Origin of the sequence: Aeromonas sp. 102P, assembly GCF_051920345.1 — a bacterium.
In the GTDB taxonomy this organism is placed as follows: Bacteria; Pseudomonadota; Gammaproteobacteria; order Enterobacterales; family Aeromonadaceae; genus Aeromonas; species Aeromonas veronii.
This window is the reverse complement of sequence record NZ_JBQBCZ010000001.1, coordinates 2,375,728-2,394,175: the sequence shown is the minus strand read 5'-3', so window position 1 is coordinate 2,394,175 and position 18,448 is coordinate 2,375,728. Positions and strand designations below refer to the sequence as shown.

The 18,448-nt window shown below is 60.8% G+C and carries 16 protein-coding genes and 1 pseudogene; 12 read left to right on the top strand and 5 right to left on the bottom strand.

All coding sequences use genetic code 11. From position 1 onward, the window contains the following. The first annotated feature begins 204 nt into the window (after positions 1–204). The 3 genes from ACTG1K_RS11410 to ACTG1K_RS11400 are packed head-to-tail and all read left to right on the top strand — an operon-like array spanning position 205 to position 6,488. A complete protein-coding gene (locus tag ACTG1K_RS11410; protein ID WP_440005399.1) occupies positions 205–564 on the top strand; it encodes a hypothetical protein in 360 nt (119 codons plus the stop codon). Positions 565–602: 38 nt separating this feature from the next. Continuing rightward, the gene (gltB, locus tag ACTG1K_RS11405) at positions 603–5,060 is read left to right on the top strand and encodes a glutamate synthase large subunit (RefSeq protein WP_440005397.1); all 4,458 of its coding nucleotides are present in this window, start codon (positions 603–605) and stop codon (positions 5,058–5,060) included. A 12-nt stretch (positions 5,061–5,072) separates the two neighbouring features. Further along, positions 5,073–6,488 carry an FAD-dependent oxidoreductase gene (locus ACTG1K_RS11400; RefSeq protein ID WP_201946056.1) on the top strand — a complete coding sequence of 472 codons (1,416 nt, stop codon included), beginning with the start codon at positions 5,073–5,075 and terminating at the stop codon, positions 6,486–6,488. Positions 6,489–6,579: 91 nt separating this feature from the next. Here ACTG1K_RS11400 and ACTG1K_RS11395 read toward each other — a convergent pair whose 3' ends face one another. Next, a complete protein-coding gene (locus tag ACTG1K_RS11395; RefSeq protein ID WP_440005395.1) occupies positions 6,580–6,978 on the bottom strand; it encodes a nuclear transport factor 2 family protein in 399 nt (132 codons plus the stop codon). 11 nt (positions 6,979–6,989) lie between these two features. Further along, on the bottom strand, positions 6,990–7,568 hold the full coding sequence (locus ACTG1K_RS11390; RefSeq protein ID WP_270820246.1) for an O-methyltransferase: 579 nt from the start codon (positions 7,566–7,568) through the stop codon (positions 6,990–6,992). Positions 7,569–7,855: 287 nt separating this feature from the next. Here ACTG1K_RS11390 and ACTG1K_RS11385 point away from each other — a divergent pair, with 287 nt between their 5' ends. Continuing rightward, the gene (locus ACTG1K_RS11385) at positions 7,856–9,151 is read left to right on the top strand and encodes a DEAD/DEAH box helicase (protein ID WP_440005392.1); all 1,296 of its coding nucleotides are present in this window, start codon (positions 7,856–7,858) and stop codon (positions 9,149–9,151) included. 98 nt (positions 9,152–9,249) lie between these two features. Next, positions 9,250–9,900 (top strand): DUF2913 family protein, encoded by a 651-nt coding sequence (locus tag ACTG1K_RS11380; protein WP_440005390.1) that lies wholly within the window; start codon positions 9,250–9,252, stop codon positions 9,898–9,900. Positions 9,901–9,994: 94 nt separating this feature from the next. Here ACTG1K_RS11380 and ACTG1K_RS11375 read toward each other — a convergent pair whose 3' ends face one another. From ACTG1K_RS11375 to ACTG1K_RS11365, 3 genes are all read right to left on the bottom strand, one after another. After that, the gene (locus ACTG1K_RS11375) at positions 9,995–10,234 is read right to left on the bottom strand and encodes a FeoC-like transcriptional regulator (RefSeq protein WP_005350974.1); all 240 of its coding nucleotides are present in this window, start codon (positions 10,232–10,234) and stop codon (positions 9,995–9,997) included. Continuing rightward, a complete protein-coding gene (feoB, locus tag ACTG1K_RS11370; RefSeq protein ID WP_421279162.1) occupies positions 10,231–12,501 on the bottom strand; it encodes a Fe(2+) transporter permease subunit FeoB in 2,271 nt (756 codons plus the stop codon). Before feoB ends, ACTG1K_RS11375 begins: the two co-directional genes overlap by 4 nt. Positions 12,502–12,629: 128 nt before the next feature. Then, positions 12,630–12,857 (bottom strand): FeoA family protein, encoded by a 228-nt coding sequence (locus ACTG1K_RS11365; protein WP_005337384.1) that lies wholly within the window; start codon positions 12,855–12,857, stop codon positions 12,630–12,632. 119 nt (positions 12,858–12,976) lie between these two features. Here ACTG1K_RS11365 and ACTG1K_RS11360 point away from each other — a divergent pair, with 119 nt between their 5' ends. The 7 genes and pseudogenes from ACTG1K_RS11360 (at position 12,977) to ACTG1K_RS11330 (ending at position 18,433) form a co-directional block, all read left to right on the top strand. Beyond that, entirely contained in the window at positions 12,977–13,306 is a 330-nt protein-coding gene (locus ACTG1K_RS11360) for a translation initiation factor (protein ID WP_005337385.1), read from the top strand. A gap of 259 nt (positions 13,307–13,565) precedes the next feature. Continuing rightward, positions 13,566–14,123, top strand: coding sequence for a TMEM165/GDT1 family protein (locus tag ACTG1K_RS11355; protein ID WP_005337386.1), 558 nt, complete (start codon positions 13,566–13,568; stop codon positions 14,121–14,123). Positions 14,124–14,288: 165 nt separating this feature from the next. After that, a pseudogene (locus ACTG1K_RS11350) lies at positions 14,289–15,226 on the top strand (DUF2157 domain-containing protein). Then, positions 15,219–16,223, top strand: a complete 1,005-nt coding sequence (locus ACTG1K_RS11345; protein ID WP_440005388.1) for a DUF4401 domain-containing protein — start codon at positions 15,219–15,221, stop codon at positions 16,221–16,223. Before ACTG1K_RS11350 ends, ACTG1K_RS11345 begins: the two are co-directional and overlap by 8 nt. Next, on the top strand, positions 16,220–16,738 hold the full coding sequence (locus ACTG1K_RS11340; RefSeq protein ID WP_440005386.1) for a GDYXXLXY domain-containing protein: 519 nt from the start codon (positions 16,220–16,222) through the stop codon (positions 16,736–16,738). The genes ACTG1K_RS11345 and ACTG1K_RS11340 overlap by 4 nt, the downstream gene beginning before the upstream one ends. 71 nt (positions 16,739–16,809) lie before the next feature. Beyond that, positions 16,810–17,556, top strand: a complete 747-nt coding sequence (locus ACTG1K_RS11335; RefSeq protein WP_440005384.1) for a substrate-binding periplasmic protein — start codon at positions 16,810–16,812, stop codon at positions 17,554–17,556. Positions 17,557–17,686: 130 nt separating this feature from the next. Further along, the gene (locus ACTG1K_RS11330) at positions 17,687–18,433 is read left to right on the top strand and encodes a substrate-binding periplasmic protein (protein WP_440005382.1); all 747 of its coding nucleotides are present in this window, start codon (positions 17,687–17,689) and stop codon (positions 18,431–18,433) included. Positions 18,434–18,448: the final 15 nt, after the last annotated feature.

The window sequence follows — 18,448 nt, the reverse complement described above, 5'->3', positions numbered from 1 at the left end:
GCTAAAGGAGCGCCATTGTACGAGCTTGCGCAAAACAGGGGCTGAGCTGGATCAAGCTAGCGGAGAGGGTAAAACATATAAATACCCGACCAATTTTGAATAAATATAGAGAAAAAGCGCAAAAAAAGGATTTTTACAGTTCTTTGACGATTCAAACAGTAAACATCCATATGAAAATGAGACCTGATAACCCACTGTTGAACAATGAAAAATTCAAAGAGACCCGACAGCACACAATTGCAAGCATGGGATATTGAAAATGTGATCACTTCCGCTCTCGGTAGCATAGGGTTGGTAAAATTACTACATTCGCCCATCGTCGCCGAGCGCACCATTGAGCCCGTCAATGGCGATATATTTAACCAACAAAATCAAACAAAACAGAATAAACACTTCACAACTGCGAGCAAATCCCCCCAACCCGACATTTTGTTATGCGAATGTAACCATGAAGACAAACCTGACCTGCGATTGACCTCGCCAGAAAATCCCATTAGTTTGGAGATTCGCCACGTCAGGCAGACGGAACCACAAGAGCCAATCGCAATTTATGCAGTCAGGTGATGACTGTGCGATACAAGGCCGAGCAAGGGAGAAATGCAATGTCACTATATGATCCAAAGCTGGAGAGGGATAACTGTGGCTTCGGCCTGTTGGCCCACATGGAAGGGGAAGCCAGCCACAAGCTTGTCCGTCTCGCGATGTCAGCATTGGCTCGCATGCAGCACCGCGGCGGGATCTCCGCCGATGGCAAGACCGGCGACGGTTGCGGCTTGTTGCTGCAAAAACCGGACAGCTTCTTCAGAGCTGTCGCCGAGGAGAAGGGATGGCACCTTGGCCGCAACTATGCGGTCGGCATGCTGTTTCTCAACCCTGACCCCGTATTGGCCCAGCAGACCCGCGACATCATCGACGAAGAGCTGGAAAAAGAGACCCTGAGTCTGGTCGGCTGGCGCAAGGTGCCTGTCGATACCAACGTACTGGGTACCATCGCCAAGGCCTCCCTGCCCAGCATTGAACAGGTCTTTGTCAACGCCCCGCCCGGCTGGGTCGACAAGGATCTCGAGCGCCGCCTCTATATCGTGCGTCGCCGCATCGAAAAGCGCGTCAACGACGACTACTTCTATGTGGTCAGCCTCTCCAACCTGGTCACCGTCTATAAAGGGCTGTGCATGCCGGTGGACTTGCCGCGCTTCTATCTGGATCTCGCCGACATCCGTATGCAGGCGGCCATCTGCGTCTTCCACCAGCGTTTCTCCACCAACACCAGCCCGCGCTGGCCGCTGGCCCAGCCGTTCCGCTATCTGGCCCACAACGGCGAGATCAACACCATCGCCGGCAACCGCCAGTGGGCCAAGGCACGCAGCTACAAGTTTGCGACGCCGCTGATCCCCGATTTGCAGGAAGCGGCTCCCTTTGTCAACACCACCGGCTCTGACTCCTCCAGCCTCGACAACATGCTGGATCTCTTCCTCGCCGGTGGCATGGACCTGTTCCGCGCCATGCGCCTGTTGATCCCGCCAGCATGGCAAAAGCACCCGAACATGGATGACGACCTGCGCGCCTTCTACGACTTCAACTCCATGCACATGGAGCCGTGGGATGGCCCCGCTGGTATCGTCATGACCGACGGTCGCTACGCCACCTGCGCACTTGATCGCAACGGTCTGCGTCCGGCCCGCTACGTCATCACCAAGGACAAGTTCATCACCCTCGCCTCAGAAGTTGGCACCTGGGACTACACCCCGGACGAAGTGCTGGAGAAGGGCCGGGTCGGCCCGGGCGAGCTGTTCGTGGTGGATACCAGCAACGGCAAGGTGTGGACCAGCTTCGAGATCGATGACGACCTCAAGAACCGTCACACCTACAAGCAGTGGATGGATAAACATTGCCGCCGACTGGTCCCCTTCGAGCAGATGGACGACAGCCAGACCGGTAGCCGCGAGTTCTCCGACGACCAGCTGAAAACCTATCAGAAGCTGTTTGGCTACTCCTTCGAGGAGCTGGATCAGATCATCCGGGTATTGGGTGAAAACGGTCAGGAAGCGGTCGGCTCCATGGGGGATGATACCCCGATGGCGGTGCTCTCCTCCGGCCCGCGCACCCTTTATGACTACTTCCGCCAGATGTTTGCCCAGGTGACCAACCCGCCCATCGATCCGCTGCGTGAGAACCACGTGATGTCGCTGGCCACCTGTATCGGTCGCGAGCAGAACGTCTTCAACGAGACCTTCGGCCACGCCCACCGGGTGCTGTTCCAGTCACCGATCCTGCTCTACTCCGACTTCCACCAGCTGCTGGCACTGGAGGGAGAGTACTACCGGCACAAGGTGATCAGCCTCAACTTCAAGCCCGAAGAGGGGCTGGAGGCAGCCATCCTGCGCATCTGCGAGGAGGCCAAGGCTGCCGCCAGGAGCGGTACCGTGCTGCTGGTGCTGTCGGACCGCGACATCAGCATCGATACCCTGCCGATCCCTGCCGCCATGGCGGTGGGGGCGGTGCAGCGCACTCTGGTGGACAACAACCTGCGCTGTGACGCCAACATTCTGGTGGAGACCGCAAGCTGCCGTGACCCGCACCACTTCTCGGTGCTGCTGGGCTTTGGCGCGACCGCCATCTACCCCTATCTCGCCTACGAAACCCTGGCCAAACAGGTTGAAGAGGGGGTGCTCGCCATGCCCCTGCGCCAGGCGATGGTCAACTACCGCAACGGCATCAACAAGGGGCTCTACAAGGTGATGTCCAAGATGGGCATCAGCACGGTCGCCAGCTACCGCTGCTCCCAGCTGTTTGAAGCGGTGGGTCTGGCCAAGTCGGTGGTCGAGACCTGTTTCCGTGGCGTATCGAGCCGTATTCAGGGCGCCGACTTTGCCGACATCCAGCAGGATCAGCTCAAGCTGGCCCGTCAGGCCTGGCTGGCCCGCAAGCCTCTTGCCCACGGCGGCCTGCTCAAGTTCGTTCACGGCGGTGAGTACCACACCTACAACCCGGATGTGGTGCAGACCCTGCAAACCGCGGTGCGCTCCGGCAACTATGCCGATTACAAGGAGTACGCCCGTCTGGTCAACGAACGCCCTGTCTCCACCTTGCGTGACCTGTTGGCCCTGAAGAAGGTCGACAATCCGGTCGCACTGGATCAGGTTGAGCCGGCCGACAAGCTGTTCCCCCGCTTCGACTCCGCCGCCATGTCCATCGGCGCCCTCGGCCCTGAGGCCCACGAGGCGCTGGCTGTTGCCATGAACCGCCTCGGTGGTCAAAGCAACTCCGGCGAAGGTGGCGAAGATCCCAAGCGCTTCGGTACCGAGAAGAACTCTCGCATCAAGCAGGTGGCTTCCGGCCGCTTTGGCGTCACCCCCCACTACCTGATGAACGCCGATGTGGTGCAGATCAAGGTAGCGCAGGGTGCCAAGCCCGGCGAAGGTGGCCAGCTGCCCGGCGACAAGGTCACCGCCCAGATCGCCCAGCTGCGTTATTCCGTGCCCGGCGTGACCCTGATCTCGCCGCCGCCGCACCACGACATCTACTCCATCGAGGATCTGGCCCAGCTCATCTTCGACATCAAGCAGATCAACCCGAGCTGTCTGGTGTCGGTGAAACTGGTCTCCGAACCCGGCGTTGGCACCATCGCCTGCGGCGTGGCCAAGGCCTATGCCGACTTCATCACCATCTCCGGTTATGACGGCGGCACTGGCGCGAGCCCGCTCACCTCGGTCAAATATGCCGGCTCCCCGTGGGAGCTGGGTCTGGCCGAGACCCAACAGGCGCTGGTCGCCAACGGTCTGCGCCACAAGGTGCGGCTACAGGTGGATGGCGGTCTCAAGACTGGCCTCGACATCATCAAGGCGGCCATCCTCGGCGCCGAGAGCTTTGGTTTTGGCACCGGCCCCATGGTGGCGCTCGGTTGCAAATACCTGCGGATCTGCCACCTGAACAACTGCGCCACCGGCGTTGCCACTCAGGATGAGAAGCTGCGTCGCGAGCACTTTACCGGCCTGCCGGAGATGGTGATGAACTACTTCAAGTTCATCGCCGAGGAGACCCGCGAGCTGATGGCCCAGCTCGGTGTCACCCAGCTGACCGACCTGATTGGCCGCACCGATCTGCTGGAGGCCCTGCCCGGCCTCACCGCCCGTCAGGCCAAGCTGGATCTCTCCGGCATTCTGGCTCGTCCGGTGGCACCGGCAGGTTCCAGCCTGTTTAGCCAGCAGCACAACCCCACCTTCGACAAGGGGCCGCTCAACCTGAAAATGGTGGAAGATCTGCTGGAAGCGGTGGAAACCTCAAGCGGCGGCGAGTTCCGCTACGACATTCGCAACACCGACCGCTCGGTGGGTGCGCGCCTCTCGGGCGAGATTGTCAAACGGCACGGCAATCAGGGGATGGCGGCGGATCCGGTCAAGGTGCACTTCAACGGCACCGCAGGCCAGAGCTTCGGCGTCTGGAACGCGGGTGGCCTTGAGATGATCCTCACCGGTGACGCCAACGACTATGTGGGCAAGGGGATGACCGGCGGCAAGCTGGTGATCAAGCCACATGTCGGCGTGGCGTTCAAATCCCATGAAGCGGCCATCATCGGCAACACCTGCCTCTACGGCGCCACCGGCGGCAAACTCTACGCCGCTGGCACTGCGGGCGAGCGTTTCGCGGTGCGCAACTCCGGCGCCCTGGCGGTAGTCGAGGGGATTGGCGACAACGGCTGTGAATATATGACCGGTGGTATCGTCACCGTACTGGGTCAGACCGGCGTCAACTTCGCGGCGGGCATGACCGGCGGCTTTGCCTACGTGCTCGACGAGTGCGGCAACTTCGCCAAGCGCACCAATCCCGAGCTGGTGGAACTGCTGGACGTGGCGGATCTCGCCATCCATCAGGAACACCTGCGCGGCATCATCACGGCGCACCTCAATGAGACCGGCAGCTCGCGCGCCGAGGAGATCCTGGCCAACTTCGACTCCTATGTGCCCAAGTTCAGGCTGATCAAACCCAAGTCCAGCGACGTGAAATCGCTGCTGGGTCACACCAGCCGTTCCAGTGCAGAACTCAGAATCCAGGCGCAATAAGGAGGGAACCCTATGAGCCAGAACGTATTTCAGTTTATCGATGTCCAGCGGGTCGACCCGCCCAAGAAGCCGCTCAAGATCCGCAAAATCCAGTTTGTGGAGATCTACGAGTCCTTCAATCAGCCGCAGGTACAGATGCAGGCGGATCGCTGCCTCGAGTGCGGCAACCCCTACTGCGAGTGGAAGTGTCCGGTCCACAACTACATCCCCAACTGGCTGAAGCTGGCCAAAGAGGGGCGCATTCTGGAGGCGGTGGAGCTCTCCCACCAGACCAACAGCCTGCCGGAAGTGTGCGGTCGGGTCTGCCCGCAGGATCGCCTCTGCGAGGGCTCCTGCACCCTCAACGATCGCTTCGGCGCGGTGACCATCGGCAACATCGAAAAATACATCACCGACAAGGCGTTCGAGATGGGCTGGAAGCCCGATCTCTCGAACGTGGTCAAGACCGGCAAGCGGGTCGCCGTCATCGGCGCCGGCCCTGCGGGTCTCGCCTGTGCCGATGTGCTGGCACGCAATGGCGTCACCCCGGTGGTGTTTGACAAGTATCCGGAGATCGGTGGCCTGCTCACTTTCGGTATCCCCTCCTTCAAGCTGGAAAAAGAGGTGATGCAGCGTCGCCGCGAGATCTTCCAGGGGATGGGCGTGGAGTTTCGTCTCGAGACCGAAGTGGGCAAGGACATCACCTTCGCCGATCTGCTCGGCGAGTTCGATGCGGTCTTCCTCGGGGTCGGTACCTACAAGTACATGAAGGGCGGCTTTGCCAACGAAGAGGCGCCGGGAGTCTATGACGCCCTGCCCTATCTCATCGCCAACGCCAACCGCTTGCTGGGGTTCGAGAAGGCGCAAGCCGACTATATCGACTTCGCCGGCAAGCAGGTGGTGGTGCTGGGCGGTGGCGATACCGCCATGGACTGTGTACGTACCGCCATCCGTCAGGGGGCCGCCAAGGTGATCTGTGCCTATCGCCGCGACGAGGAGAACATGCCGGGCTCCAAGCGGGAGGTGAAAAACGCCCGCGAGGAGGGGGTTGAATTCATGTTCAACCTGCAACCGGTAGCTGTCGAGCTGGATGCCCATGGTCGCACCGTCGGCATCAAGGTGGTGAGCACCGAGCTGGGTGAACCCGACGCCAATGGCCGCCGCAATCCGGTGATCATCGAGGGCTCCGAGCAGGTGCTGGCTGCCGATGCGGTGGTGATGGCGTTTGGCTTCCAGCCCAACCCCCAGCCCTGGATGGCGGAGTTCGGCATCGAGCTCGACAACCGGGATCGCATCAAGGCCCGCGAGCAGGCGGAGTATGCCTTCCAGACCAGCAACCCCAAGGTGTTCGCCGGTGGCGACGCGGTACGTGGCTCCGATCTGGTGGTGACCGCCATCTACGAAGGGCGCAAGGCGGCCGAAGGGATCATGGACTATCTGGCGGTCTGATCCGACCGGCCAAGACCGTGATGCACTTTCACTATCAGCCCCGCCAATGCGGGGCTGATTTCTTTGACATGCCGCCAGTGAATAGCGATGGCTAACTCTTTGGCATCGGACAAACCCAAGAACTGCGCCATTCTGGCGCGGCATACTCATCGGGCCAATACTCGGTCTGCTGTTGAATTTTACCTTCCGCAACATGGTGAAATGTGATGGCGCGAGCATTTACGACCCCATCGCTGACCAGCACCTCACTGACCACCTCACTCCCTTGTGCCAGAAGACGGACAATCTTGAAGCGCCACAGGCCAGCTGCGGGGTAGCGACGATTGATCTCAATAAAATTCTCTCGCCCCACAATCCGTTCTCCCGATTGGGGCCAGTCACAGAAAAAATCATCTCCCAGCCAGCTTGCCGCCTTCGCAAAGTCATTGCTCTGCATCTCCTGCCAATAGGCCTCTACCACTGCTTTTGGCTCCATGGTGTTCAATTCCATACTCACTCTCCCTACACACGCACCACCAGCCACTCCCCCTTGCCGACCGGCACCAGCGAGGTGGCAAAGGCCGGATCCTGTCCGACCTCGTTCATCCACTCCACCATCTCGCTGCGATGGGAGATGGCGTTATCAACCACCAGCAGGCCACGGGGTGCCAGCAGGCGGCGGATCTGCGGCCACCATGCCCGGTAGTGCTGACGATCCGAATCGAGGAAGATGAGCTGATAGCCGCCTTGCGGCAAGATCGGTAACAGCTCGCCCGCATCCCCTGCCAGCAAGGTTACCCAGGGGGCCAACCCTGACCTCTGAAAGTTGTCATGGGCCAGCACGCGCTTATCCTCATCCAGCTCAATGGTGGTAACGTGCCCCTCCAGCCGACGCACCGCTTCTGCCAGCCAGAGTGTGGAGTAACCATTGGAGGTGCCGATCTCCAGCACCGCCTGCGCCCCACGGGTCTGTACCAGCACTGACAGCAACTCCCCCGTATCGCGGGTGATATTGAGCAGCTTGCGGTGTCGAGCCTGCTGCATGCTGTCATTGCGCTCGCCAAGCTGCTCCAGCTGGCGTTTTAACTGTTCCAGTTCCATCGATATCCCTTTCGTCCTTGCCCAAAACCGTTAGCCCACACCTCCAGGCTTGGCATTTGGGAGTCAAATGATTGCTTTCAACCGCCATTCACACCACAAAGGATGAGAAAAGGACAACCATTTGAGGCAGAATTTGTGACGTCTATCTGTTACACTTCGCGCCCGCCATTTTCCGGCTCACTCTCTGACTTGATGTCAGGCGCAGCCGTCGGTGGTTACAACCTCCGTCTCGCTCATGCCGAGCTAACCAAGCCAAACACAGCCCAGCTGGAACACAGGAACCCATTATGAGATTTGAATCGTTCGATTTTGCCCCCGAGATTTTGCGTGCTGTCTCAGATTGCGGTTATCAGGAGATGACCCCTGTGCAGCAACAGGCGATCCCGGCCATTCGCCGTGGCCGCGATGTGCTGGCCAGCGCCCAGACCGGTACCGGCAAGACCGCCGCCTTCGCCCTGCCCATCTTGCAGCGTCTGGTAGACAATCCGGCGCCGGTCCAGCCTTCCAACGCCCGTGTGCTGATCCTGACCCCGACCCGCGAGCTGGCGGCTCAGGTGGCGAGCAACATCAATGACTTCGCCAAGTATCTCGATATCACCACCATCACAATCGTCGGCGGTGGCAAGCAGGACGTGCAGGCCAAGAAGCTCAAAGCGGGCGCTCACATCATTGTGGCCACCCCGGGCCGTCTACTGGAGCACCTCACCGCCTGCAACCTCAGCCTCTCTGGCGTCGAGTGTCTGGTGATGGATGAAGCAGATCGCATCCTCGACATGGGCTTCAGTGCCGATGTGCAGAAGATCCTGCAAGCGGTCAACAAGACCCGTCAAAACCTGCTCTTCTCCGCCACCTTCTCCGACGCGGTGAAGAAGCTGGCCAACCTGATGCTGGACAGACCGCTGATCGTCAGCGTCAACAAGCAGAACTCCACCGCCGACACCGTCAGCCACACAGTCTATCCGGTCGAGCAGAAGCGCAAGCGCGAGCTGCTCTCAGAGCTGATTGGCAAGCAGAACTGGCAGCAGGTGCTGGTGTTCGCCAGTACCCGCGAGAGCTGTGATGTGCTGGTCGAGGAGCTGAACCTCGACGGCATCAAGTCCGCCGTGGTCCATGGCGAGAAGGCCCAGGGCAACCGTCGCCGCGCCCTGCGCGAATTCATGGAAGGCAAGGTACGGGTACTGGTCGCCACCGAAGTGGCCGCCCGTGGTCTGGACATTCCGGATCTGGAATACGTGGTCAACTATGATCTGCCGTTCCTGGCGGAAGATTACGTGCACCGCATCGGTCGTACCGGTCGTGCCGGCAAGCGCGGCATGGCCATCTCCTTCGTCAGCCGTGAAGAGGAGCGCACCCTGCTGGAGATCGAGGCCCTGATCGGCCAGAAGATCCGTCGCATCATGGTGCCGGGCTATGAGGTGAGCAGCCGTGACGAGCTGATCAAGCAGTTGCAGGATCGTCGTCGCTTTGGCAAGCGCCCGCAGCGTGAAGATAACGCCGTGGCCCAGGTGATGGCCGAAGCCAAGCTGCAGGGTCAGCGCCTCAAGCGTCTGGCCGCCGCCAAGAAGCCCCGTCAGCCGAAATAAGGCGGGCAGTTGCTCTATTGAACCGCAAAGGCGCCACTGGCGCCTTTGCCATCTCTGTCATCGGTGTTGGCCCCTGGTGGTCAACTGAAGGATTGCTTATGACCTCTCCGACCTACAATCAGGCCCTGCTCGAGATGGCCACCCAGAGCCTGGTCGAACTGGCCCGCACCGCCGAACAAAAGGCGGGCAAGCGCACTCCGGCGCAAGAGAGCCACTTTCTCTGCACCTGGATGGCCGACTCCCTCAAGGAGAAGCGCTTCTCCCGTCTGGTGATGGAAGATTTGAAAGCTTGGGTGCAGCTTGGCCGCACCCTGGGGGCGGGCGCCGATCTCAAGGGATTGCTGGAGCGCATCGCCTTCCAATACCAGTGCGCCATGACCAATCCGCAGCAATTGGGAACCAAGCTGGCTGCCCTGCTGGAGGAGCTCTCAGCGGCAGGCTGGCTGGTGCTGACCGAGAGCGAAGTGAACGCCAAGCTGCGCCTGCAATCGGGCGGTCAGCCGAGTCTGGTGGTAAGCCATAGCGAATATGAAGGCCATATCGAGGACGGTGAGCTTGTCAAACCCCTCACCCTCTATGTGCGCGGTGACGAGAAGGTGCTGGCCGAGGCGGCCTTCAAGCACGGCCTGCTGCTGAGCCAGGGCAACAAGAAGACCACCCTGGTCAAACATCACAAGGCCTACCGGCTGATGCCAGACAACGCCCAACCGGCGCTGGCACTGCTGAGCGAGGCTCGCCAGAGCGCCTGATCCCGCCTGTTTTCAGCAATAAAAACGGCAGACCCTTGCGCAGGATCTGCCGTTTTTTATTGTTCGATCTTTGGTGATGAGGTTGGGTAGTCGTTTAGCGGATCTTGATGCCAATCTGGCCCGCATCACACCACTCGAACATCACCTCCTCGCTCTTGCCGCAGCAACTGCCACCACAGACACGGCTTTCACGCTTGATGACCCGCCCCTTGCGCATCCAGACGCCGAGCATGGCCTCCACCGCATCTTCCGAGGTGTGGAAGTGGCGAGCCAGATCACGCCGGCTCACCTTCTGCTGCGCGGCGAGGTAATCCCCCAGCTCGCGCAGGATCATAAGGTCACCACCTTGCGGGCGACGATGTCACCGTGACGGCGACCGGCCCACCAGAGCAGTACCAGAGAGAGGCCGTAGCTGACGATCCAGAACAGGCTCTGCTCCGGATGAGCGGCAAAGGTCGCGACCTGATAGAAGAGGGTCGCGCACATAAAGGCCATGTAGTTGCACCAAGCGGCGGTAAAGAGCGCCCACTGACGACCGGTTTCCCGCACCAGCGCGCCCATGGCGGCGGCGCAAGGCATGTAGAGCAGCACGAACAAGAGGTAGGCAAAGGCACCGGCCGCCCCGTCGAAGTGGGTCTGCATATTGCCGTAGGTGGAGACATCCACCTCCTGCGCCTCGGCGGCAGCTTTCTGGTCGTCGAGGTTGCCAACATCAAGCCCCATGGGGTCGCTCGGGTTGATCTCCGCCAGATTGGCCGCCACGGCATCGATCGCCTCGTGGAAACTGGCCACCAGCGAGAACTCGCTCTCCTCCTCTTCACCACCACCACCGGCGTAGAGGCTGTTGAGGGTACCGACCACTGCCTCTTTGGCGAAGATACCGGTGACGATACCGACCGTGGCCTGCCAGTTGTCATCGCGTACACCTATGGGGTGCAGCACCGGGGTCACCGCCTGGCTGATTTTGCTCAGCACCGAACTCTCCTGCTCCTGATGGCCAAAGCTGCCATCGGTACCCAGGGAGTTAAGCACGCTCAGCACGGCGACCACCAGTACGATGGTTTTACCGGCGCCAAAGACGAAGGATTTGAGCTTCTGCCAGGTCTTGATGGCAACGTTGACCGGACGCGGCCACTCGTAATCCGGCATCTCCATCAGCATGGAGTCGCTCTTGCCCGGCAGCAGGGTGCTGCGCAGCAACAGGCCGGTGAGCACCGCCACCAGAATGCCGATGAGGTAGAGACCGAACACCAGGTTCTGACCTGACTCGGGGAAGAAAGCCACCGCAAACAGGGCGTAAACCGGCAGACGGGCACCGCACGACATGAAGGGGGCCATGGCGGAGGTCATCAGCCGCTCCCGCTCGGAGTTGAGTGTGCGGGTCGCCATCACCGAGGGGACGGTACAACCAAAGCCCATCAGCATCGGTACGAACGCCTTGCCCGGCAGGCCGAGGCGGCGCATCAGGGCATCCACCACGAAGGCGGCACGGGCCAGATAGCCGGAGCTCTCCAGCACCGCGAGGAAGAGATAGAGGCAGCCAATCACCGGAATAAAGGTGGCCACGGTCTGCAAACCAACGCCAAAGCCGTCTGCCAGAATGGCGCCCAGCCACTCGGGGGCATTGACCAGTCCCAGCAGGTGGTGCACCCCATCGACAAACAGGGCGCCGCCCATGATGTCAAAGAAGTCGATAAAGGCGCTGCCAACGTTGATGGCAAACAGGAACATCAGGTACATGACAAACAGGAAGAAGGGGATGCCAATCCAGCGATTGAGCAGCACCCGATCCAGCCACTCGCTCTGGGCCTCGGTGAGCTTGCCCTTCTGCTGACGAGCCTGTTGTACCCACTGGTGGATATGGCCGTAGCGAATATCCGCCAGCTGCAGGTCGATATCCTGTCCCTGATGGGCGCGAGCCACTACATTGGCGGCGGCCGCCTGCTGACCGGGCAGCAGGGTCTCCTGCATCACCGCATCCTCTTCCAGCAGGCGCAGGGCGCGGCCACGGGTAGTGAGGTGATGCGGGGCGAGCAGGGTCTCCAGCTCCGCCAGATCGGTTTCAAGCGCGTGGCCGTAATCGAGCTGCAAGGCGGCTTGCGGCTGACCGATAAACTGGCGGATCTGCTGCTTGAAGGCGGCAACCTGCTTGCTGTTGTGGGCAGAGAGGGCCACCACCGGGCAACCGAGGGATTTGCCGAGCTTGCTCTCGTCGATGACGATGCGGCGCTTTTGCAGGATATCCAGCTTGTTGAGCACCACCACCATGGGCAGGCCCAGTTCGCGCAGTTGCAGCGTGAGGTAGAGGGAGCGCTCCAGATTGGCGGCGTCGATGACGTTGAGCAGCAGGTCGGGTTGTTGGCCCTGGGCAAAGCGGCTGGCGATCTGCTCGTCCAGACTGCCATCCTGACTGGCCAGGCTATAGATGCCGGGCAGATCCATCAGCTTGAAGTGATGTTCACCCGCGCTGAACTCACCCATCTTCTTGTCGACAGTGACACCACTCCAGTTGCCTACCTGCTGGCGGGCGCCGGTCAGGGCGTTGAACAGGGAGGTCTTGCCGCTATTGGGGTTACCTACCGTTACCAGGGAATAATTCATACCAGCTCTACCTCTATTTTCTTCTGAACCCGCCGCGTGCGTGTGGCAAGCCGCTTTGCAGGTTCGACTTCTTGTCTCTGAACCGCTCCCGGTGACTTTCTTGACCGGAGCGGCAGCCGAACAGGGGGTTATACCGGCTCGACTTCTATTTGCTGGGCCAGACTCTTTTGCATGGAGAGACAGATCCCCTGGCACTGGATCTGGAGCGGGTCCCCCAAGGGGGCGGAGCGCAGATAGATGACTTCAGTCTGGGGCAACAGGCCCATCACCATCAGTTTGCGGCGCAGCGGCCGGGCGAGCTGATTCATATTCTTGATGCGAGCACTCTGTCCCGGTGACAACTGCGTGAGTACCATGACTGACTCCTGAAGTTAAACAATAATAATTCGCTTTTACTTGGGGCATTATAAGCTGTGTCTTCAACTTTTATTTGAGTAAAATCAAACTCCGCTTAGCTAACCCATAAAGTAATGCCATGAGTCACGACAACAACAGCCGCCTCGTTTACAGCACAGATGGCGGCATGATCAAGGAGCAGAGCGCTCCCCAATCCGCCTCCCCCTTCCCCACCGACGGCACAGTGCGCATTCGCCGCGAGACCAAGGGGCGCAAGGGTGCAGGGGTGATCACCATTCATGGCGTACCCGCCGATCAGCAAAAATCCCTGGCCACCCTGCTCAAGAAAAAGTGCGGCACCGGAGGCGGTATCAAGGAGGGAGTGATCGAGATCCAGGGGGATAAACGGGACCTGATCAAAACCGAGCTGGAGAAAGCCGGTTTCAGCGTCAAGCTGGTGGGTGGCTGATCCCCTTGTCACTCATGCGGTTTTTCCCTAGAATGCCCGCTCCCATCGAGGGGGAGTAGTCTCGCACGCCGGTGCCATCGATTGCATGAATACCGGTTTGCGACCCTGATCAACATACTTGGTGCCAAATCACCATGGTCAGGGTGATCCATGCCAGCCATGGATTTGACAAGACCTTTGACGGGCCAGTGCCAATACCGGGGACGGATGGCGCAGGCTTGTCTTTGGTTTATAACAATTCCGTCCCCCGGTCATTTTTATGGAAGCCTTGTTAACCTCAACCCTCAGCGTCGCCATTGCCGAAATCGGCGATAAAACCCAGCTGTTGGCGTTGCTGCTCATCTGCCGTTTTCGCAAGCCCTGGCCCATCATCGCCGGCATGCTGGCGGCTACCCTGCTCAACCATGCGGGCGCTGCCTGGATTGGTGAGTTCATCAGCCGCTGGCTCGATCCCAAGATAATGACCTGGCTGGTCGCCATCGCCTTTATCGCCATGGCTATCTGGATTTTGGTGCCGGACAAGATGGATGACGAGGAGAGCTCGCTGGATAAATACGGCCCCTTTATGGCCACCTTCGTGCTCTTCTTCATCGCCGAGATTGGCGACAAGACCCAGATCGCCACCGTATTGCTGGCCGCCAAGTATGACTCGCTGGTGCAGGTCATTACCGGGACCACCCTCGGCATGATGCTGGCCAACGTGCCTGTGGTGCTGATCGGCAAGCTGGGGGCAGACAAGCTGCCGCTCAAGGGGATCCGCATCGCCTGCGCCATCCTCTTCGTCGGCCTCGGGGTGAGCACCCTGATCTTTGCCTGATGGCCCATATCCGATGACCAAGCCCTCCCCTGTGGAGGGCTTTTTTGTTTGCTGCTGTGTCTAGTGCGTAATCCGCTGTCGCAACCACCAGCCGTAGAGCCAAGGGGCAGTGCACGGTTGCGGATGCCTCATGCCATAATGGGGCAAACCTCGCGGAGTCCCCCCATGCACAACATATCAAGAGAGACGCTTCTCGAATGGGTCAAACAGGGACGGCTGGCGCCAGAGAAGCTGGTGGACGCCCTGACCCTCGCCGATCTTCCCCCCATCCGGCGCGCTGGCAGTGGCTGTTTGACCGGCTGCTGCTCTGGCTCGGCGCCCTCTGTATCGGGGCTGGCCTCATCTTCTTCGTCGCCTTCAACTGGCAAGAGCTGGGCCGGGTCTCCCGCCTCGCCCTGCTGGAGGCGCCGCTGCTCGCCATGCTGCTTCTGCTGTGGCGCAAACCGCTGGAGGATACCCCCCGTCAGGCGCTGCTGCTCGCCATCGCCCTCAATATCGGCGCCCTGCTGGCGCTGGTGGGTCAGACCTACCAGACCGGCGCCGATCCCTGGCAGCTGTTCGCCACCTGGGCGCTGATGCTGGTGCCGCTGGCGACATTTGGCCAAAGTCCCCTGCTCTGGACCTTAAGCTGGCTGCTCGGCCAGCTGGCGCTGGTGCTCTACTGGCGGCTCGGTTTGTTCACGTTCTTCTTTACCTTCGATGAAGAAGGATTGGGCTGGTGCCTGACCCTCCTCAACGCCGCCCTCTGGGCTCTGCTTCTGCTGGCACCAAACCGCTGGCGCCTGATGCCAAGCTGGCTGGCGGGCCTTGCTGCCGGTCTGGGGGCCACCCTGCTCACCCTGCTGGCGCTGTTTGATGCCGCCTCTGCGCTGGTGTGGCCGCTCTGGCTTGGCTGGCTCGCTGCGGCCTATGCCCTGTGGAACCACAAATTTATCGCCGGACTCGCCATGGGGTGCCTCAGCCTGATTGCCGTCATCCTCGCGGCACTGGGCAAGTGGATGGAGCCCGATATCAACGGCTTTTTGCTGCTGAGCCTGATTGCCATCGGCCTTTCTGTCACCGCCGCCCGCTGGCTGCAACAACAACGGAGGTCTCATGAGTGATCTGACCCTTTGGCAAACGCTGCAACAGGCCAATCTGGTGGAGGGGGAGATGCCCCGTGACACCCAGCCCCACTGGTCGAGCCGCTTTCTGCTCGGGCTGGTGGGCTGGATTGCCGCCCTGTTCCTGCTCTTTTTCCTGTTTCTCACCTTCGAGCAGCTGACCCGCGAGGCCAACAGCGCCCTGCTGCTGGGGGCCGTGCTGCTGGCGGGGGCCTACGCCCTCAATCGCAGCCAAAGCGGCGATCTCTGGGATCAGTTCGTGCTGGCACTCACCCTGGCGGCCGATGCCTGGCTGCTCTATGGCCTGCTCGATCAGCTTGATCTTCATCACGCCCTGCTCTGGTTCGGGTTGTGCCTGCTGTCCCTTGCCATCGCCGTGCTGTTCGATCACTGGCTGGTGCGGCTGTTTCACAGCGTGGCGGCGGCACTGCTGCTCACTCTTGGCCTTGCCTGCCTCGGGCTGCAACTGCTGGCGCTGCCGCTGGTGATGGCGGCCATCGCCTTCTGCTGGCTGCGGGCAGATAGGGATCCAGAGCGCCACCAGCTCTACCACTCCATCACGCTGGGGCTCGCCCTCTCGCTGCTGGTGCTGGGCCGTCTGCACCATCCGCTGTGGGATGGCGGCAGCAGCGTGCTGGACGAGCTGGGGCTGTCCCGCCTGCCGCTCTGGCTCAATCCCCTGCTCTGCGCCGCCCTGCTGCTGGCGGTGATGGTGAAGCTCAAGCTCCCGCTGCTGTTTGGCCTGCCACTGGTGCTGATCAGCGCCATCATCCCCGGCATGGGGGCGGGCGCACTGGTGCTGATCCTCGGCTTCTATGCCGGTAGTCTGGGGCTGATGACCCTCTCGGCCCTGCTGTTGCTCGGCTATGGCTCGCTCTATTACTACGATCTGGGGCTCACCCTGATGACCAAATCCTGGCTGCTGCTGGGCTCCGGCATCCTGCTGCTGGGTGCCCGCCAACTGCTCACCACCTTTGCGGCAAGGAGCGATTCATGAAACCCGTCACCCGACAGCTCGCCCTGTTACTGAGCGGCCTCGCCATCCTGGCGGGCATCAATGCCACCGTCTGGCGCTATGAGCACGCCATGAGCAGCGGCGAAGTGGTGCTGCTGCGACTCGCTCCGGTCGATCCCCGCTCCCTGATGCAGGGGGATTACATGCGGCTGAACTACGAGATTGCCCGCGAGCTGACCAGCCGCGACGCCCGTGCGACTCAAAACAAGGGCAGCGATACCCTGGTGATCCGCCTCGATGCCCATCAGGTGGCCACTCTGGTGGCCGATGGCAAACCGGATCGGCTCGCCAGCGATGAGCGGCTATTGCAGGTGCACAAGAGTGAACGGCAGTGGCAGATCGGCCCCGATGCCTACTTCTTTGAAGAGGGCACGGGGGGGCAGTACGAAGCGGCCCGCTACGGCGAGTTCCGGCTGCAAGCGGATGGCAAGACCCTGCTGGTGGGGCTGCGGGACGAGGCCTACCAGCCCATCGGGCAGATCCGCGCCCGCTGGTAACAGCCGTGAGTGGCTATTTACTCTGTTCATGGTCACACTCAAGGGAAGGTTGATCGCTAAGGATGTTCCCAATGAGGATATGGCTGATCTGTCATCTGTTGCTGCTCTGCTGGGCCTCGACGGCCCGGGCTGATCTGGGCAAGCTCGAGTACCTCACCGAAGAGTACCCCCCCTACAACTTCAGCGATCCGCAAGGCCAGCCCACCGGCCTTGCGGTCGATCTGCTGCAGATGATCTGGCAACACAGCGGCGTGACGCCCCAGCCGGTGCGCATCCTGCCATGGGCGCGAGGTTATTACTTGCTAACCCAGAAGCCCAACGTGGTGCTCTTCTCCACCGCCCGCACCCAGGCGCGGGAGGATCTCTTCAAGTGGGTCTGCCCCATCGGCTACTCGGAGTACATACTGCTGGGCCGCAAAGCGCAGAACATCACCCTGACCGCCTTCGAACAGATGAGCCAGTACAAGATCAGCGCGGTGCGCTCGGATGCCGCCGAGCAGTTGCTGCTCAACAACGGCATGGATGACAACAACATCATCCCGGCCAACCGCCTGTCGCAGGGGTTGAAGATGCTGCTCTCCGGCCGCGCCGACCTGCTCGCCACCAGCAAGCTGGCGGGATATGACGCCATCCGCGAATTGAAGCTGAGCAGCGACGACTTCAATGTGGCCATGGTGCTGAGCGCCGAGCAGCTCTGCTACGCCTTCAGCCGTCAGGTGCCCGACAGCAAGATCACCCTCTTTCAGCAGGGCCTGACCCGCGCCCTCGCCTCGGAAGAGTTTCGCAAATTGCAGGCCAAATACCTGCCGGTGCGCTGAGCACTCACTCACCCGCTGGGCAGCGGTTCGCTGCCCATTTTATTGATGAAAGATACAATAGAGGTGGCTAGCTATTCCCGCCACAAGCAGTCAAACTGGGCTACATAGTTGATTGCGAAGGATCTTTCCCGTGCGGACATGGCACCTACCTCATCTGCTACTGCTCTTGTGGGCCACCTTCGCGCAGGCCGATCCGGGCAAGCTCGAGTATCTGAGCGAAATCTCTCCCCCGTTTAATTTCAGCGACCAGCAAGGGATGCCAACCGGATTGTCGGTAGAGCTGATGCAGCTTATCTGGAAAGCGCGCGGCGTGTCGCCCCAGCCCATCCGCATTCTGCCCTGGGCCCGGGGCTACAACCTGCTGCAACAAAAACCCAATGTGGTGCTGTTTGCCACCGCCCGCACTCCGCAGCGGGAGGCGCTTTTCAAGTGGGCCTGCCCCATCGATCACTCGGAATTTGTGCTGCTGGGGCGCAAGGCGGACAACATCACCCTCGGCTCGGTGGCCGAGATCAGCCGCTACAAGGTCGGCGTGGTGCGATCCACCGTCTCCAAACAGCTGCTGCTCGAACGCGGTATCGATGAACGCCAGCTGATGCTGGCCAATCGCCTCACCCAGGCGGCCAAAATGCTCACCTCAGGTCGCGCCGATCTGTTTGCGACCAACAAGCTGGTGGGCTATCAAACCCTGCAACAACTGGGCTTCAAGCCGGATGACTTTCATGTCGCCTTCGTGCTGGATGCCAGACCGCTCTGCTACGCCTTCAGCCGTCAGGTGCCCGACAGCGAGGTCGCCCTCTTTCAGCAGGCGCTGACCCAGGTCGTCGCCTCGGCGGATTTCTCGGCCCTGCAAGCCAAATACCTGCCGCTGCGCTAACGCCCTGATCACCGC

Excerpts from the sequence above, each read along its gene's own strand:
- ACTG1K_RS11410 (WP_440005399.1), top strand. The coding sequence starts at position 205 with ATGAAAAATTCAAAGAGACCCGACAGCACACAATTGCAAGCATGGGAT.
- gltB (WP_440005397.1), top strand. The coding sequence starts at position 603 with ATGTCACTATATGATCCAAAGCTGGAGAGGGATAACTGTGGCTTCGGC.
- ACTG1K_RS11400 (WP_201946056.1), top strand. The coding sequence starts at position 5,073 with ATGAGCCAGAACGTATTTCAGTTTATCGATGTCCAGCGGGTCGACCCG.
- ACTG1K_RS11395 (WP_440005395.1), bottom strand. The coding sequence starts at position 6,978 with ATGGAATTGAACACCATGGAGCCAAAAGCAGTGGTAGAGGCCTATTGG.
- ACTG1K_RS11390 (WP_270820246.1), bottom strand. The coding sequence starts at position 7,568 with ATGGAACTGGAACAGTTAAAACGCCAGCTGGAGCAGCTTGGCGAGCGC.
- ACTG1K_RS11385 (WP_440005392.1), top strand. The coding sequence starts at position 7,856 with ATGAGATTTGAATCGTTCGATTTTGCCCCCGAGATTTTGCGTGCTGTC.
- ACTG1K_RS11380 (WP_440005390.1), top strand. The coding sequence starts at position 9,250 with ATGACCTCTCCGACCTACAATCAGGCCCTGCTCGAGATGGCCACCCAG.
- ACTG1K_RS11375 (WP_005350974.1), bottom strand. The coding sequence starts at position 10,234 with ATGATCCTGCGCGAGCTGGGGGATTACCTCGCCGCGCAGCAGAAGGTG.
- feoB (WP_421279162.1), bottom strand. The coding sequence starts at position 12,501 with ATGAATTATTCCCTGGTAACGGTAGGTAACCCCAATAGCGGCAAGACC.
- ACTG1K_RS11365 (WP_005337384.1), bottom strand. The coding sequence starts at position 12,857 with ATGGTACTCACGCAGTTGTCACCGGGACAGAGTGCTCGCATCAAGAAT.
- ACTG1K_RS11360 (WP_005337385.1), top strand. The coding sequence starts at position 12,977 with ATGAGTCACGACAACAACAGCCGCCTCGTTTACAGCACAGATGGCGGC.
- ACTG1K_RS11355 (WP_005337386.1), top strand. The coding sequence starts at position 13,566 with ATGGAAGCCTTGTTAACCTCAACCCTCAGCGTCGCCATTGCCGAAATC.
- ACTG1K_RS11345 (WP_440005388.1), top strand. The coding sequence starts at position 15,219 with ATGAGTGATCTGACCCTTTGGCAAACGCTGCAACAGGCCAATCTGGTG.
- ACTG1K_RS11340 (WP_440005386.1), top strand. The coding sequence starts at position 16,220 with ATGAAACCCGTCACCCGACAGCTCGCCCTGTTACTGAGCGGCCTCGCC.
- ACTG1K_RS11335 (WP_440005384.1), top strand. The coding sequence starts at position 16,810 with ATGAGGATATGGCTGATCTGTCATCTGTTGCTGCTCTGCTGGGCCTCG.